This window comes from Streptomyces lacaronensis (assembly GCF_047337785.1).
In the GTDB taxonomy this organism is placed as follows: domain Bacteria; phylum Actinomycetota; class Actinomycetes; order Streptomycetales; family Streptomycetaceae; genus Streptomyces; species Streptomyces lycopersici.
Genome location: NZ_JBLHDK010000003.1, coordinates 4,281,023 through 4,297,492 on the forward strand (window position 1 = coordinate 4,281,023; position 16,470 = coordinate 4,297,492).

General features: G+C 69.1%; 10 protein-coding genes and 1 pseudogene. 3 read left to right on the forward strand and 8 right to left on the reverse strand.

Features of this window, described 5'->3' with window-relative positions; translation table 11 throughout:
• Positions 1–58 precede the first annotated feature (58 nt).
• The 4 genes from ACMTAK_RS18025 to ACMTAK_RS18040 form a co-directional block, all read right to left on the reverse strand.
• Complete coding sequence (locus ACMTAK_RS18025; protein ID WP_413807167.1) at positions 59–1,111, reverse strand: beta family protein; 1,053 nt, start codon at positions 1,109–1,111, stop codon at positions 59–61.
• Between the two features lie 416 nt (positions 1,112–1,527).
• On the reverse strand, positions 1,528–3,855 hold the full coding sequence (locus tag ACMTAK_RS18030; RefSeq protein ID WP_413807168.1) for an ATP-binding protein: 2,328 nt from the start codon (positions 3,853–3,855) through the stop codon (positions 1,528–1,530).
• Positions 3,856–3,949: 94 nt separating this feature from the next.
• Positions 3,950–4,588, reverse strand: a complete 639-nt coding sequence (locus tag ACMTAK_RS18035) for a DUF6879 family protein (RefSeq protein WP_413807169.1) — start codon at positions 4,586–4,588, stop codon at positions 3,950–3,952.
• Positions 4,581–4,850, reverse strand: coding sequence for a hypothetical protein (locus ACMTAK_RS18040; protein ID WP_413807170.1), 270 nt, complete (start codon positions 4,848–4,850; stop codon positions 4,581–4,583). The genes ACMTAK_RS18035 and ACMTAK_RS18040 overlap by 8 nt, the downstream gene beginning before the upstream one ends.
• A 249-nt stretch (positions 4,851–5,099) precedes the next feature.
• On the opposite strand from ACMTAK_RS18040, the pseudogene ACMTAK_RS18045 reads away from it, so the two are divergent.
• Positions 5,100–5,522: pseudogene (locus ACMTAK_RS18045) on the forward strand (hypothetical protein); the annotation flags it as partial.
• 16 nt (positions 5,523–5,538) lie between these two features.
• On the opposite strand, the gene ACMTAK_RS18050 reads toward ACMTAK_RS18045, so the two are convergent.
• The 4 genes from ACMTAK_RS18050 to ACMTAK_RS18065 form a co-directional block, all read right to left on the reverse strand.
• On the reverse strand, positions 5,539–5,880 hold the full coding sequence (locus ACMTAK_RS18050) for a hypothetical protein (RefSeq protein ID WP_413807171.1): 342 nt from the start codon (positions 5,878–5,880) through the stop codon (positions 5,539–5,541).
• A 134-nt stretch (positions 5,881–6,014) separates the two neighbouring features.
• On the reverse strand, positions 6,015–6,386 hold the full coding sequence (locus ACMTAK_RS18055; RefSeq protein WP_413807172.1) for a DUF6188 family protein: 372 nt from the start codon (positions 6,384–6,386) through the stop codon (positions 6,015–6,017).
• 2 nt (positions 6,387–6,388) lie between these two features.
• A complete protein-coding gene (locus tag ACMTAK_RS18060; protein ID WP_413807173.1) occupies positions 6,389–10,666 on the reverse strand; it encodes a DUF6531 domain-containing protein in 4,278 nt (1,425 codons plus the stop codon).
• Positions 10,663–11,031 carry a hypothetical protein gene (locus tag ACMTAK_RS18065; protein WP_413807174.1) on the reverse strand — a complete coding sequence of 123 codons (369 nt, stop codon included), beginning with the start codon at positions 11,029–11,031 and terminating at the stop codon, positions 10,663–10,665. The genes ACMTAK_RS18060 and ACMTAK_RS18065 overlap by 4 nt, the downstream gene beginning before the upstream one ends.
• 1,010 nt (positions 11,032–12,041) lie before the next feature.
• On the opposite strand from ACMTAK_RS18065, the gene ACMTAK_RS18070 reads away from it, so the two are divergent.
• Positions 12,042–12,479 carry an effector-associated constant component EACC1 gene (locus ACMTAK_RS18070; RefSeq protein WP_413807175.1) on the forward strand — a complete coding sequence of 146 codons (438 nt, stop codon included), beginning with the start codon at positions 12,042–12,044 and terminating at the stop codon, positions 12,477–12,479.
• Between the two features lie 6 nt (positions 12,480–12,485).
• A complete protein-coding gene (locus ACMTAK_RS18075; RefSeq protein WP_413807176.1) occupies positions 12,486–16,421 on the forward strand; it encodes a caspase, EACC1-associated type in 3,936 nt (1,311 codons plus the stop codon).
• Positions 16,422–16,470: the final 49 nt, after the last annotated feature.

Below are 16,470 nucleotides of genomic sequence, written 5' to 3' on the forward strand. Positions count from 1 at the left end.
GCAAACTCTGCACCTGCTGTCACGCTGAGTGCGGGATGCGTTCCATCGAAGACGCAAGTCAACGGGGGTGCCCTGCGAGACAACTGACGACGAACGTCATGTGCTGGATGTTCCCCATCCGGTTCCAAACAGAGTGGTTGCCGGTAGTGACGAACCCCTGAGCACAGTCCCGCAGCCAACCCTCCCCTGTTCCGGCCGACGGGCCACGGAAGTCCGCGAGGCAGGTGAGGCGCCGGGCGGCGTCGCGGTTGATCGCGTCGCGGTGCTGGCCGCGTTGCAGCACCTTGGCCAGGAAGTAGGAACGGGCGGTGGTGTAACGGAGGATGCCCCACTCCGGTCCGCCGTTGCCCGAGACCGGGGTCTGAGCGGCGTATCCGGTGGGAAGGATGCCGTAGTCGCCGTAGTGCAGTTGGGAAAGGTAGGAGCGTCCGCTGTGGTGGATCTCGTGCCACGTATCCCAATCCGGTCGTGGGGCCTCGTGCCAGCCGCTCTCCAGGAAGCCCTCAGGCCGGTCGGGGAAGCCGCCCGCCGCGACAGCCACCGTCCGCCAGGTGGCGAGCGGGACCAGCGCGTCGAGAGCGCGCAGAGCCTCTTTGGCGGCGTCCCGGCGAGAAGGCAGTACGGCGCCCAGATCGAGGAATAGATCGACCGGTCCGATGGGACAGGCCCGGTCGAGCAGTTCGCCCAGCCATGGAACATCCCGGTCATGCCACTCACCTGGGACCTGCATGCGGATACCCAGACCGCCGCCATGCTGCTCGGCCGCCGCAAGGGCCAGGGACTGCTGAGCGACGGGTCGACGCGGGCCGGTCACGGGGCGCAGGTTTCGCAGGGCCCACCACTCGGGCGGCAGGGTTTCGGCTAGGACAGCGGCCTCGCTCTCGTCAGCGAACGGCGCGTCCAGCCACGCAGGCCAATGGCGGTGCGCGGCCGCGACCCGGCGTGCGTCCTTTCGAAGTTCTATGGCAAGCGGATCTGGCAGCATCCTCGGGCGGGGTGGCAAGGTCCACAGCGGAGCGACCGTGGCCTGTATGTCCGGCCGTAGTCCACGGTATGCCTCCACCGCATGCGGGCGGGTCGGCAGAACGGCAACGTACAACGGTCCGGACATGGCGGCCCCCTCGGCACAGTCCGTGTCGTCTCCCCGCCCTCAGGGTGATTTGGGGGCCGAGGTATGGAAAGGGTGCTAATCAGCCACGACGGCGTGTATGCGTCAGGGGCGAGGGGTCGAGGAACCAGGGCCCGTGCTTCTCTGCTGACGGACGTAGTGCCCTCGCAGCGATGTGGGCCGCCCCGAGAGCCACGGCCGGCCTCACCGCGGACGGGCAAGCGTCGGCAGCGGCTCACCTGGCGCGTCCAGGCACGTGGTGTGCGTCGAGCCCTACAGGAACGTCCGCCCGCCGTTGTCCAGCTCTGCCCCGCCGGGAGCGTGGCCAGCACACCCGAGCTCAGGCTGCTACTGCGACACCCCAATGGGGTCTTCGGCTGATCAGCGCCGGACACCATCCGGAACGGTCAGCCCCTGCCTCAGCTTGTTTCTGCCAGTCGACGTTCGATGGTCTCGCGCACTGCTGCCGCGCGAGGGTCATCGAAAGCGGTGAGGAACCTCAGCGCCTCTGCCCAGTGCCGACGGGCCTCCTCCGGGCTTTCGCTGAGTACGGCCGCAGCCAAGCCTTCGAGGGCCAGGGCCTGATACCACTCATCGCCCAGATCGCGATGCGCCGAGGCAGCCTGGCGGTGGAAGTCGGCTGCCTCGGCATGACGCCCGAGCCGACGGTAGACCTCGCCGACGCCCTGCCAGGCCAGAGCCTCTCGACTGCGGTCGGCGAGGCGTCGGTGGAGTGTGGCGGAGCGCTGGTAGGAGGTCAGGGCCTCGGCGCACTGGCCCTTCGCCTGCTGGGCATCGCCGAGGGTCAGCAGCCAGAAGCCCTCCAGGCGGAGGTTGCGGAGGATGAGGGCGATGTCGAGGGCGGCCTGGGCCGTGGCCAGGGATGCTTCGACATCGCCCCGCTCGCGTTGGACATCGCTCAGCACGCGCAGGATGTTGCCCTCGCCGCGCTGATCACCGAGGGTTCGGTGCGCTGCCAGGGCTTGGTCAATGACGGTTGCCGCCTCCGGGAGCCGTCCGGCGCGGTAGTGGGTGGTCGCGAGGTTGGACATCGCCGTGGCGGCCCAGTGGGCGGCGTTCTGCTCCTGGAAGGCGGAGATGGCCTGCTCGAAGTGGCGGGCAGCGAGGTCGAGTCGTCTGCCGCGGAGGTGGTTCAGCCCGATCAGGTTGAGTGAGCGTGCTTCGCCAAGGCGGTCGCCCAGGTCGCGCCGGATCGTCAGCGCGTTCTCGTGGGATTCGAGGCTCTCGGTCTGGCGGTTGAGGCGGGTGTAGGCCATGCCGAGGTAAGTGTGGAGTGCGCCTTGCGCGGCACGTTCTCCCAGCCGTTCGGCCGTCTCCAGGCCGATGCGGCCCACGGCCGGCCAGCTTGTGCCCGAAACGGAGGGGAACTGCGCGTTCCATAGGACTGTGGCCAGCTGCCACGTCAGTCGGTCCTGCCCGGCGTCGGCCGCCGTACGGACGGACTGGAGGAGGTTGGCGTGCTCCCGCTCGGCCCAGTCCACGGCAGCGTCGTACTCGGAGAACGTCAGCGGGCTGACGTCATCCGGGGCAGGTGTGAGGGCCACACGGTCCTCAGCGGGGTTGATCCAGCCCTGCGCGGCGTCGGCGGTGTGCAGGTACCACTCCAGCACGCGTCGCAGCGCTGCCTCCCGCTCGACCGGCGGCTCCTCGTGCTGGGCCTGGTCGATGGCGTACGCGCGCAGAAGGTCATGGAACTGGTAGCGGTCCGGAGCGGTCTGTTCCAGGAGGTGTGCGCCGACCAGAGAGTCCAGTAGTTGCCGGGGCCGACTGATGCTGGTCGACCCTGCCAGGGCCGCCGCGGCCCGCAGCCCGAACTCGGGTCCGGGATGCAGGCCCAGCAGGCGGAACAGGCGGGCGGCCTGCTCGGACAGGGCTCGATAGGACCACGCGAAGACGGTGCGGACGGCTTCGGCTTCCTCGTCGTCGCCAGTGCTCAAGGCGTCCCAGAGGGCCGATTCGTCGCGTAGTTCGGCGATCAGGTCATCCAGCCGTAGGTGGGGGTGACTGGCGGCGCGTTCCGCGGCTATCCGCAGAGCGAGCGGAAGTCGTGCGCACAGCCGGGCCAATTCGGCGAGCTGCCGTTCGTCATCGACCGGCCGGTATCCCGCGGTGACGACGCGCAGCAGGGCAACCGCCTCCGGCTCCGGCAGCACACCGAGCGTGAGTCGGCGAGCTCCATCACGGACGGCGAGACCGGACAAGCGGCTGCGGCTGGTGACCAGCACCAGGCTGTGTGCGCTCCCGGGCAGCAACGGCCTGACCTGGCCGACGGTGGCCGCGTTGTCCAGGACAACCAGTACCCGGCGGTCGGCCAGCAGCGAGCGGTACAGCGCGGCGGCCGCGTCGAGATCCTGCGGTACGGCTTCGGGCTGAACACCGAGCGAGGTCAGCAAGCGGTGCAGGGCCTCGCGTGCCGCGACCGGCTCTCCGGGGTCGTAGCCGCGCAGATTGGCGTACAACTGGCCATCGGGGAAACGCTCCCGGACCTGGTGTGCCCAGCGCAGTGCCAACGATGTCTTTCCGGCGCCGGCGGTGCCGGCGATCACGTATACCGAGACGACAAGCGGACTGCCGTCGTCGCTGGTGAGGACGGCATTCAACTGGCCCAGTTCATCGGTTCGGTTGACGAATCCGCCCACGTCGGCCGGTAACTGGCGTGGGACAGGGCTGGAGGAACTCCCCGCGTCCGGTGTGCCCTGCGCGTGGAAGTGGATGCCTCCGTGCACACTTCTCGCCTGGACGACGTCGCGTGAGGATCCCGACAGCTCGGAGTGGGTGCTGCCGAAGTGCTCGTCCTGTCCGCCTGGCGATGTGATCGGCCTACTCCCTTCCCGCGTCGCTCAGCGTCGGCGGATCAAGGTGCGCCACGTCACGGTCGAAGTATGAGATCACTTCTTCACCCACCGCGTAGAGCGCCTTGATGTAGTTCTCCCAGCGCTCGACAAGGTCACGGTCGGTGTAGCGGATCGCGCCGTTCGCAACTCCTGCTTCGGTGTAGAGGACTTGGAAGAGGGTGCGGCCGCCCAGCACAACCACTTCCGGGAGCGGGCCGGTGTCCTCCGAGGCGGCCACCTGCGCGGCGGAGACGATCCTGATCCGCTGCCCGTATTCCGCACGCTGCCGCTGGGAGTGGAGTTCCCATTGCACATACGGCGTCAGTGGACTCTCGACCACCCGCACACGGTGAAAGGCATACCCCCTGCGCTCGTCCTCCTGAGCGGCCTTGGCCAAGGTGTCGCGCCGGTCGGCGAGGAGCCGAAGCGCCTCCTCCCAGTCGCCCCGGCGCAGGGCATCCCGGCTCGGACTGCCCTGCTCTTCGAAGTGCTGTCGGCGCTCCAGCTTCCAGGAACTTCCGTCGCGGACCGCGTCCTCCCGTTGCCGGAAGTCCTGCTTGTAGGCGGCGCGGGTGAGCCTATCGCCCTGCTCGGGAACGAGTTCGGGGGCGAGGAGGTCAAGCATCGGGGATGTCCTTCTTTGCCGCGCTGAGCATGTTCCCTGGGATGACGACCAGCCGCTCATCCGAAGCAATGTTCACGCCCTGCGGCAGGCGGGGGCCGTAGACGGCGGTCAGATCCCTGCCGATCACAGCAACATCACCGTTGTCGAGCTGCCAGATGTCCGGACACTCGTCGTTGCCGTCGGAGTTCCCGAGCTCTTCGGCCGACTTCCCCAGCCGACGCTCGAATAACGCGGACGGGTCAGCCTCCCAGGCACGGGCCATGTCTGCCTCCGGTCGAGTGGTCGAGCACGCTGTGGCTACCCACTGTATCCAGGACCACACCCATAGGTGAGAGGGTCGCCCCCACGGCCGAGCCGCCGGGTGGTGGCACCGAAGCCGTCAGGGCGGCTCCCCGTGCGGTCGGAGCGCCGGTCGGTTACGTGCGCGCTCGAGTCACGGACACCGGGAAGGTCGTCTGGATCACCAGCTCACCGCCCACCAACGGCTCAGTTTTTCACTATTTGCCGCGTCCCCCATCTCTCCCTCCACTCCGTCGCGAGGTTCGTCGCCGGTCATCCCAAGTGGTGGTCGCAGTCGTACTTCGGCACGGTCGCCCGCCGGGTCGACCAGATCGCGGTGATGTCCTACGACACGGCGATGCCCATGGAGAGCCTGTACGGAGGCTATGTGGCCCAGCAGACGCGACTGGCCCTCGAGGCGCCCCCCACCCCCCACCGCACCGACCTGCTGATGGGCCTCCCGGCCTTCCACACCGACGACCTCGGCCACCACGAATCGGCCGAGACGGTGGCGGCCGCCGCCCGGGGCGCCCGCCTCGGCCTGAGCCGCGAGGACGCGCGCCGCGAGCGGTTCGGCCTCGCGCTGTATGTGGACTTCGCGGCGACGCCGGGTGACTGGGCCGCGTACCGGAGGGACTGGGGCGCGCCGAACTGACGATGCCGGGATGCCTTCACAAAAGGTCCAGCACATGGTAAGGCGCTGGTCTCTCGGTAAGCCCAAGTCCTTCAGGGAGGTCCAAGAGAACTTGCCGACGATCCTCATCCCCGACTTCTTGACCCATCTGGGTAATGATCGAGATCAGTTTCGCTCGTTCGGTATCTGATAGAGCCCCTAGCGACGTGGCGGCATCCTCAGCCAGAACTGCCGACGCCTCCACAGAGACAGACTCTTCGTCGGACAACTCAAGGGATACAAGCAGCTCGATCAGCGTGCGAGCAATGATGGCATTCATGGGCCTGCTGCCGTGCCCGCCGTCTTTCGATGTCATCCCGCCGGCTGTGGAGCGTTCCATACTCCTCTTCGATCACTTCGATGAAGTCAGCCTTCACTGCCTGATCTGCCTCTTCGACGAATTATCCGACGCCCACCCCATGGATTCGCCCAGTTGCGATCACGCGCACCAGAAGCGCGGCACCACTCACGGGGCTACTGTTCGCTCCATCGTGCGATCTCGCCACCCGGCATGCATACCACTCGACTCCGGTTCGGCCCCACAAGCTCCCATGCCTCGTAATCGGAATCCGGAGCCACGGCCAATTCCGCACCACTCTCGAACGAGATAAGCAGATCTCCAACGCTTCCCACCTCGGCCGAGGTAATCGTATCGTGCACGAGGCTCACCAATTGGGCAGCAGTGGCACCTGGGGATTCGGGATCAAACACCACAAGATCTCCACCGGGCGCCTGGATGCTTGCATCGGCCTCCACGCGCACCTCGTAATCCTCGCTGGTGAGTAGCGTGAAAGCCGCGTCGAAGCAGACACGGGTGACTGATTGGCCTCGGAGGTTCAGGTCCACGCCTACCATCCTGCTGGGAGTGAATACGTGCCGTCGGGATTCATGGGAATGTGTGTCTCAGCCTTCGAGCCAGGCTTCCCGTTCAAACCTATCGGCTGACCGTGCTTATTATAGAAACGCACATACCCGTCGGGATATCTATCGGTCGGATTCATCACTCGAATCATGTCAGCATTGCCCTTGGCACCAGGAGCCTGCCAGACGCTTCCCTTGCCGTTATCGGCAGTTCTCGCCACCCAATCATCGCCCGTTCCAGGGGGACGCTGCGGGCCGTAGACACGCGGCTGCGCGGGGTTATTTTTGGCACCATCACCGCAGCCTGCCAGGCCTAGGCGATCACTCCAGGTGTAAGGGTTATGGACGTACGTCACCGCATTGGGGGCAGGGTCCAGGCCCAGAGGGTCGGGGGTAACGTAGCGGGCCGTCTCCGGGTCGTAGTAGCGGAAGTAGTTGTAGTACAGGCCCGTTTCGGGGTCGGCGTATTGGCCGGGGAAGCGGAGGGGGCAGTCGACCGTTGGTGTGCTCGTCCCGGAGGGGAAGTGGGTGCCCCAGAGGGTGGTGCGGTGTTGCCAGGCCAGGTCACCGGCCGCGGTGACCAACTCCGTTGGGGTGCCGACCAAGTCCGTGATGATGGCGTGGAAGCGTGGTGTGGTGTCGTCATCGGCGCCGGTGAATTTCTCTATGAGGGATTCGCCGGGCTCGCGCACCAGTGACGTGTGGTCGGTTTGGGTCAGGGGGCGGTGGGTGCCCGGGGCGTAGTCCCAGGTGGTGTGGTTGCCCTCCGGTGTGGATTGTTCGGCGAGGCGGGTGTCTTCCCACGCGAAGGTCAGCGATTCCGCCACCGTGCCGTCCTCGGCCAGGCGTTGTTTGGATATGCGGCGGCCGAGGGGGTCGTATGTGTAGTGCCAGTGGTCGCCGTCCGGGGTTGTCGCGTCCGCCAGGCGGTCTTCCGCGTTCCAGGTGTAGGTCCAGGTGCGGGTCTGGCCGTTGAGGAGTTTGCGGGTGCGGCGGGTGAGGCGGCCCTGGGGGTCGTGTTCGTAGGTGGTGCGGCCCGCGCGGTGGATCATGGTGCCGGTGAACTCGCGGTCGCCGGGGGACGCGTGGGCAGGGGCCGTGGCATTCGTGAGGTTGCCCGCCGTGTCGTAGGCGTAGGTCTCGGTCCAGCCGTGCGCGTGGACCGCCGTCACGCGGCCGACCGGGTCCAGGTCGAAGCGGCGGGTGCCGGAAGTGAGTTCGCGGATCTCGGTGAGGTAGCCGTCCGCGCGGTAGGCGTAGGAGCGGTGTTGGAGGATCCGGTCCGCCTCGTTGCCACGGCCCTCGGTGATTGTCTGGGTCGTGAGGCGGTCTGTCCCATCCCAAGTCTGCGTCAGTCGCACCGCCTCGCCGACGCGGCGTTCCGTCTCGCGGCCCGCCGCGTCGTACGTGAAGGTCAGGGTGTCGGCCGCCCCCGTACGCAGTGCGGCCGGGCGGCCTGCCTCGTCGTAGGCCCAGACGCTTCTCAGGCCCGAGGGCATCGTGCGTTCGGTGCGGCGGCCCACGGCGTCATACGCGTACGTCGTCCTCCGGCCGTTGACCGTTTCCGACAGGACTCGGCCCAGCGCGTCCCGTTCGAAGGTCAGCTCAACGTCCGGATTCGCCGCTCGCGTCAGGGCGCCCTGTGCGTCGTAGGCATACGTCGTCCGTGCGCCCGCCTCGTCGCGTTGTTCCGTCGTGCGGCCCAGCGCGTCCCGGGTGAAGTACAACGTCTCGCCCGCACCGTTGGTGCGGGTCAGCAGGTCGCCCGCCGCATCGTGGGTGTAGCCGAGGGTGCGGCCGTTGAAGTCGGTCTCGGAGGTGAGCCGGCCCGCCGGGTCGTAGGTATAGGTCCAGGTCAGGCCCTGGGGGTTGGTGACCTCGGTCAGGCGCAGCTCGGTGTCGTAGGCGAACGCGTACCTCGCGCCGTCCGGCTCCGTACGGGTCGCGGGTACGTCGAAGTGGGTGGAGGTCTGGTGGGTGGTGTGGCCCGCCGGGTCCGTGTGGGTGAGGAGGTTGCCCTCGCCGTCCCAGGTCCAGCTCTCCCGGGTCCCGTCCGGCTCCTGGCGCCACGCCGGTTTGCCCTCGGTCGTCCAACCCATACGGGTCGTACGGCCCAGCGGATCCGTCGCCTCGACCACCCGGCCGAAGGGATCCCGGCGGACGGTCGTGGTGTGGCCCAGCGGGTCCGTCACGGCAATGGGCAGCCCGGCCGGGTCCGGGGTCAGACGCGTGGTGCTACCCAGCGCGTCCGTCACCTCGGCCAGATGGCCCCGCTCGGTGTAACCGTAGGCCGTGGTCGCCCCCGCCGGATCGGTCGTCGAGAGGAGGTTCCCCGTGTCGTCATACGTGTGGCGCCACGTCCCGCCGCCCGGCTCGGTGACCTCCACCGGCAGGCACAACGCGTTGTACGTGGCCTCCGCCCGCGCCCCGTCCGGCAGGGTGACGCCGGTCAGGTTGCCGTCCTCGTCGTACCCATAGCGGGTGGTACGGCCCAGAGGATCCGTCACCGCGACCTTACGGTCACCGCGCGCGTCCCACTCCGTCAGCGTGGTGTGGCCCAGCGGATCGGTCTCCTCGACCAGCTGACCGTCGGCGCTGTACCGATACCTCGTCGCGTGGCCGAGCGAATCCGTGTAGACCGTCGTCCGCGCCTCGTCGTCGTACTCCAGACTGCCGTTGAAGACACCGTCGCTGCCCTCGGTACGCACCACCCTCCCGTCCGGCCCGTACACATACCGGAACGACGTGCCATTGCGGTCCGTCCACGACGTCACCCGCCCCTCACCGTCGTAGGTGAACCGCAGCGGCTCGCCGCTGGAGTTGATGACCTCGGTAAGGTTGCCCGCCTCGTCGTAGCCGTAGCGCATCACCACCGTGCCGCCCCCACGGCCCCGCTCCGGCTCGTAGACCGACGGCGGCTCGTCGAGGAGCCGCAGCGCGGTGACCCGCTCGCCCTCGGTGTCGATGGCCAGGTAGTAGCCCCCGGAGTGACGCACGGCCAGCGGGGCGCCACTCAGAGCGCGCTCGATGTCGATGCGCGCGCCATTGCGGTCCTGCAAACTCTCCAGGGCCAGGTAGACCGCGCCCGGCTCCTCCGTGGCGGCGGGACGGACGAACGTCCGCACCACACCCGCCTCCGGATCGGTGACCGTCATGACACCGTCCGGTTTGCCGTCCCACTCCAGCGGCCACCGCGCGCCCTTCACGGGCAGCGCCGGCACCCCCGGCTCCGGCACCGGATACACCAGCCGCATCCCGTCCGCGGCGGCGAACACCACACCCTCCGCGTCCAGTTGCACCCGCTCGTCCAGCAGACTGGCCCAGGTCGGGCCGAACCACACCCCGCCCCGGTACGAGGACACATGGGTGCGCTCGAAGACCAGCGGCAACGAACCAGGCAGCGTCAGATCGGCGTGCTCCATCAGCATCGCGCCCGTCGCGATGTCGATCGGCTCACCCGTGCACGGGCACTTCTTGGCCGGGCGCGCGGCCGGACCCTCCTCCACGAGATTCGGGCGCATCGAGGGCACCTTCGGCGGCTTGAGCAGGTCCGGGACGCCGGTGAGCTTCGGCGTCACACCGGGCTTGAGCACCCCCAGCCCGGCGCCGAAGATGCCTCCGTCGATCATGCCGTCCTTGGCGGCCTGGTTGACCTCGTCCAGGCTGAAACCCTTCTGCTGCCCCAGGGCGATCTTCACCGGCTGGGCCACCGCCGCGTCGATCGTCACCGACAGCACACTGGTGAAGACCGCGCCAGTCAGCATCTCCGCCGCGATGATGGCGACCGACTCCTCCACGGCGACGCCCAGGCCGGCGGCCATGGCGATGATCTCCGCCGCTACTCCATCGGAGGCGCCCCCGGTGACGATGGTCAGCAGCCCGCCGCCAACGAGTGCGACGGCATCGATGCTGATCTGCGTCCACAGCTTCTCGATCGCGTCATCGACCGTGTCGGCGAACTTGTCCAGCGCTTTGGCCATGTTCCGGGCCGACTTGGCGAGGTTGCTCAGCCAGCCCTCGTCCTTACCCTTGGCGTAACGCCCCCAGAAGGTCTCAAAGGCGTCGATCGCCTCGCCCTTGTTGTGGTGGATGAGCGTCGTGGCCGCCTTGTTGGTGGCGACCCGCACATCGTCCACGCTGTCGGCGAACGTCCGCCAGGCGTCCGCGGCGTGGCGCAGCGTGCCGGAATTGGCATCCGGCCACCACATGCCCAGCTTCATCAGCAGGGCCTTGGCCTTGTCCTCGATATCGCTGCCGAAACTCACCGATGCCCGCCCGCGCCCGGCCCATGGCCGGAGCCGTGCTTGGCCTTGGTGAACATGCCCTCGATAAGCTTGTCGTTGTCGACATGCCCGTCGGCCATGTCGTTCATCGCCTCATAGATGCTGGTCAGCCCGAGAACGAGAATGCCGGCCGCCGACTCGATGTGCTTCTGGTTCGGCTTGTACTGCTTGCCGAAGTCCTTCCCCGGCTTGTCATCCCCCCACGGCTCGCCATAGCCGTCCAGCGTCGAGATCAGCGTGGTCAGCGCCTCACTCAGCTTCACCGCCTGGTGATGAAAGGTCGGCGCGACGGACTTGATGTCCGCCACCTTGATGTCCAGAACCTTGCCGCCGCCCCCGGTGCCCATGCGACGCCCCCTCGACCGAACGAACGTATGGCAAAAGGTTCATCATATGAAGGCGTGAACGAGGCTCGGCCAAGCTGAGGTATGGCATGTGCAAAGCCGTGGTCATATGTGCCAGCCAGGTCGAGCACTCGCTGTCTGAGGCCATGGGATCAGGGGTAGGTTCAATTCCTGTCGTCCCCCGGTGTGATCAGCAAGTTTGCCCGAAACAGCGGGCACGCCGGTGATGTCCGTGTGCGCGCCCCCGTGGTGGCGACGTGATGACCCAGTTCTTCGGCCGATCTCCCCAGCCGACGCTCGGATAACGCGGACGGGTCAGCCTCCCTGACGCGGGCCATGCCCGCCTCCGGTTGAGGTGGTCGAGCGGGCCATTGCTACACAATGCAGTTGCCTCACGGCCAAGCCGCCTGGTGGTGGCGTGGGAGCCGCCCGAGGTGGCTCCCACGCGGTGCGGTCGGAGCGCCGGTCGGCTACGTGCGCGCTCGGGGCACCGGCACCGGGACGGTCGTCTGGATCACCAGCTCCCCGCCCAACAACGGCTCGGTTCGCCCCCATGTGCTGCGTCCCCCGCCGGGGGCACCCAAGGAACGGGAAAAGAAGGCTATGGTTTCGCCGCGTTTGTCGGTCCCAGGTGCCAGCGCTTCGGTGCGGGCGCCCGATTTTCCATTCCATGGGTCCAGCTCATGGGTGACGACCACCAGTCCGTCAAGCACATGTCCCGGGACCGCCACCGTGGGGTCACTTCTGCGCGGGGCCGCTCATCGTCGCCCAACTGACGCCCCGCTGTCGGTCACCCCGCGCGACAGCGGACCGAGGAAGACCGTAAGGGCCCAGCTACGCCTCCTGTGAAGGACGCGTAACCGCCACCGGCCGGCCATTTTCGGGTCCATGCCCATCGGTTTCCGGCAATGGACGCGCTCGTTGTCAGTCCCGGGGACTAACCTCGTGCGCTCCGTGTGGGCGTGAGCCCATGCGGCCCGACCACACCACGGAAGCCCAGGGGGGGAAGCACCGTGACCACCACGTCCAACGACCGGACCGGATACCGGATCTCCATCGTCGACGAGGACCCGTTGCGCGCCCGCAAGGAGGCGCGCGAACTCCTCGCCGAGCTCGCCGACGCCGATCCGGACGCGGCCCTGGACGTCCCCCGGCAGCGCACGCCCGAGGACACGAAGCTCGGGGGCATGGACAAGGGCGGGCTGTCCGTCGACACGGTCGGGGTGTTGATCAGCGCCGGCTCGTTGGTCGCGTCCGCAGTGCAGATCTGGCTGGCCCGCTTGCCGCAGCGGACGATCGTCGCCAGGCGGCCCGACGGCGCGACCCTCCAGATCACGGGCAAGGAGGCGCGCGAGGACGACGAGCGGATCGAGCGGTTCCTCGCGGGCGTCGGCGGGCCCGCCGACGGCCACGAGGGTGACGACGGCGACGCGACGGCGGCGGCGGGCTGAGCGCGCATGACCGACAACGACCGGTACGCCATGCTCGCCGGCGTCTCCACGTACGACAGCGACGCCTACCCCGATCTCCCGCCCGTCCGCGCGGACCTGCATTACCTGCGGGCGGTGCTGGAGAACACCGAGATCGGCATGTACAACGACTGCGCGATGGTCGCCGAGCCGACCCGCGCCGAGATGCTGCACACCGTGGAGACGTTCCTGGAGGAGCGGCAGCCGAGTGAGACGGCCCTGCTGTACTTCAGCGGGCACGGCGAGTTCTGCGAGGACGACAACCAGCTGTACTTCCTCACCCGGGACGCGGACCCCGACGACCTGCCGGGCACGGCCGTACCGGCGGAATTCCTGGAGCGGATGCTCCAGTCCTGCCGTGCTGCGTCCAAGCTCGTGCTGCTGGACTGCTGCTCCAGCGGGTCCGTCGTCCAGGGCTGGACCGCCAAGGGCGGCCCGGGAGGCACCGATGAGCGGCCCGTGCCCAGTACCCTGCTGCGGCCGACCGGCGTGTACTTCATCACGGCGTCCGACGCGCTGCAGTCCGCCTCCGCGATGGCGCCACCCGGCTCCACGCTCGGCACGTCCCGGTTCACCGGTGAGATCGTGGAGGGCCTGCGGAACGGGCGGGTCAAGGGCGGCGGATGGATCACTCCGGATGATCTGTTCGACTACCTGACGGCGCAGATGGCGCGCAACGGCGTGCCGGAGGAGCAGCGCCCCACCAAGTCCACGATCCGGGCCACCCGAAGCCTGCCCTTCGCTCGGTCGGTGGCGCGCCCCGTCCACCTCCCGACCCTGCCGTGTGACGCGACGGAGGGGGCACAGCCGTCCCCCGCCCTGCTGAAGGCCCGAGATCTGGCGACGCTGGACGCGCGGGACGGGGTGGACTGGCAGCGGCTGCTGCACTACTACGTGCGGTGCCTCACCGCCGAGGCGGCGGCCGGGATGCTGCCCGACCGCGACAGCGGGCGGGATGCGGGGTACTTCCTGCTGGCCAGGGGCGAGGAGGTCATCCAGTCGGGCCGGGGCTCGAGTTTTCGGGCTCCCGGGCAACTGCCCAGGCCGCAGGCCCGGCCGGGCAAGGGCGACGGCGACGGCGACGGCGACGCGGGAACACAGCAGGAGTACTGGTACGGCTATCCGGCCGTCACGCTCCCCGTACGCGAGGGAGGCGGCCGGGGACGCCGTACGCCCGTGACGATCGCGCCGCTGTTGGTCCAGCAGATGGAACTCGCGCCGGACGAGAACGGCCAGGACGTACTCCGGCCGACCGGGGTGCCGTCCCTCCACACCGGTGTCGTCTCGGAACTACTGGACGCCGACGACGCGGCCGACCTCGTCGCCGGCTGGCAGCCGACCTGGCAGGAGGGCAACGACACACAGATGCTGCGGGCCGTACGGCAGTTGCTGGAGGAGTTGAAGCTGCCGGAGCTGGAACCGCTCGATCCATCCGGGCTCAGCGAACGGACGGTGATGCAGGCCCTGCGACCGGGCGCGCACAACGCGGCCGTCCTGCTGGTGCCGTCCGGCGTGGAGGCGAACGCGACCCAGGGGCTGCTGGACAACCTGCTGCAGATGTCGGCACGGACCGGCGAGATCCCCGGCACCGCGCTGGACGCGCTGCTGAGCGGCGGTGAGGCGGACGCTGAGGCAGGCTCCCCGGCTGTCGTGGTGGCGCCCGGGCCGTGCAACGAGAGCCAGGAGCGGGTGGTCTCCTCGGCGATGACACGGGCGCTGACGGTGGCCACCGGACCACCCGGCACGGGCAAGAGCGAGGTGGTCACGGCCACCGTCACCACCTGTGTCGCCGCCGGACAATCCGTGCTGGTCGCGTCCACGAACAACGAGGCGGTGGACGTCGTCGCCAAGCGCTGCGACGACATCGCGCCGGGGCTCATGATGCGGACGGGCAACGCGAAGGCACTGGGGAAGGAAGCGGAGAAGCTGGAGCGGCTGCTCGGCGAGCCCACGGAGGCCCCGCGGCGGGGTTCGGCGACCGTGGGCGGGGAACTGCGCAACACCCGTGCGCGGGCCGCCGGGCAACGGGAGGAGGCGGAACGCCGTGTCGGCGAGGAGGGGCGGCTGCTGGACCTGCTCCGGGAACGGGAGGAACGGGCGGCCGCGCTGGAGCTGCCGCTGACGCTGCTTGAGTCCGCGTGGGCGGCAACGGCGGCCGGGGACGGTACGGCCGCGCTGGGCCGCTGGGAGAGCAGGGCCCGGAAGGCGGCCGGAGCCCGCCGGTGGCTGCTCGGCGGGTGGCGCAGGGCACGGGCGCTGGCCGCACTGGTGGCGGCGGCCGACACCCCGGAGGGGGACGGCCCGCCGTGGCCGGGGTGGGCGAACGAGCAGCCCGTGCCGCGGGAGCTGCTGGAGGCCCTGGCGGACGCGGTGGCCGTGGAGGGCCGGCTGAGGGAGCTCGTACCCGGGCATACCGATTGGGACGAAGACGGGCTGAAGCAGGCACGGCTGGAGACGGCGAGTGTCCTGTCGGAGCTGTCCGCGGAACTGTCCCGGGCCGTCTCAGCGGAGGCACTGTCGCGGGCACAAGGACTGATGGGGCAGCGGCTCCAGGCCTTGCGGAGCCGTCGGGGATTCCGCAAGAGCCAGCAGAACCTGATGGCTCACCTCAAGGGGTGGGCGATCAGCACCCACTCGGTGCGGCAGCTCGAACTCGCACCGAAGCTGTTCGACTTGGTCGTCATCGACGAGGCAAGCCAGTGCTCCATACCGTCGGTGCTGCCGCTGCTCTTCCGGGCCCGGCGGGCACTGATCATCGGCGACCCGATGCAGCTGGGCCACATCGCCGACATCGCACCGCAGCAGGAGCGGCAGGCGCGGGTCCGGGCCGGGCTGAGCGCGGCGCAGCTGGAGGACCATCGGCTCACGTACCACGTGCACTCCGCATACCACGCGGCCGCGCAGCACGGCGACACCGCCCTGCTGCTCGACGAGCACTACCGGTGCCACCCGCGGATCGCCGATGTCGTCAACGGCTACTGCTACGCGGGCCAGTTGCAGGTGCTCACCGACGTACGGCGGCAGGTTGCGGCACTCGACCCCGTGGGGGCGGCCGATCCGGCGCCGGTGCTCGGCTGGGTGGACGTGCCGGGCGGCGAGTCGGCGCGGGGCGGTGACGGACAGTCCTGGCGCAACGAGGCCGAGGCCGGGGCCGTGCGGCGGGTGGTGGACGAACTGCTCGCGCGGCTGCCGCAGGACGCGACGGTGGGCGTGGTGACGCCGTTCCGGGCGCAGAAGCAGGCGCTGGCGCGGGTGTGGCGCGACGACGACCGGGTGCGGGTGGGGACGGTGCACGCGTTCCAGGGCGGACAGCGCGATGTGATGGTGCTCAGCCCGGTGGCCACGCTCAACACCCCGCCGAGGACGACGCACTGGGTGGCAAGCCAGGTCAACCTGTGGAACGTGGCGATCACACGAGCCAAGTCGCAGCTGATCACGGTGGGCAGCCACGCCTTCTGGCAGGGGCAGAGCGGTCTTCCGTCGATGGTCGCCGGGCGCTCCGCGCTGCTGGGGGCGGGGGCCGGTGATGACCACGGCCCCGGCGCCGGGCATGTCATCGACGCGGGGCAGGGTGCGGCCGGTTCAGCATCCGCGTTCCGCGAGGAGCTCGCCGACCGGCTTCAGCAGTACCTCGGTGAGCACGGCATCACCGATCTGGAGCGCGCGGCAGTCGTCGGCGGACATGCGGTGGATCTGGTCTACACGGTGGAGGGGGAGAACACGGCGGTACTGATCGACGCGGGCCCGCCGCCCGGCCGGGACCTGGCGAGGCACCTGCGGCTGACGCATGCCCGCGGTGATCTGCTCACCGGGCTGCCATCCGGTGGCCACGGGGCGAAGGCGTGCGAGGTGGGCCGGACGGTGCGGGTGCCGGCATGGCGGATCCTGGCGGGCGAGGAGACGCTGGCACCGCTGTTCGCCTGAGCCCGCTCACGCCCGGGCCGGAAGGGCGCAAGGCGGTCAGCCACGCCGT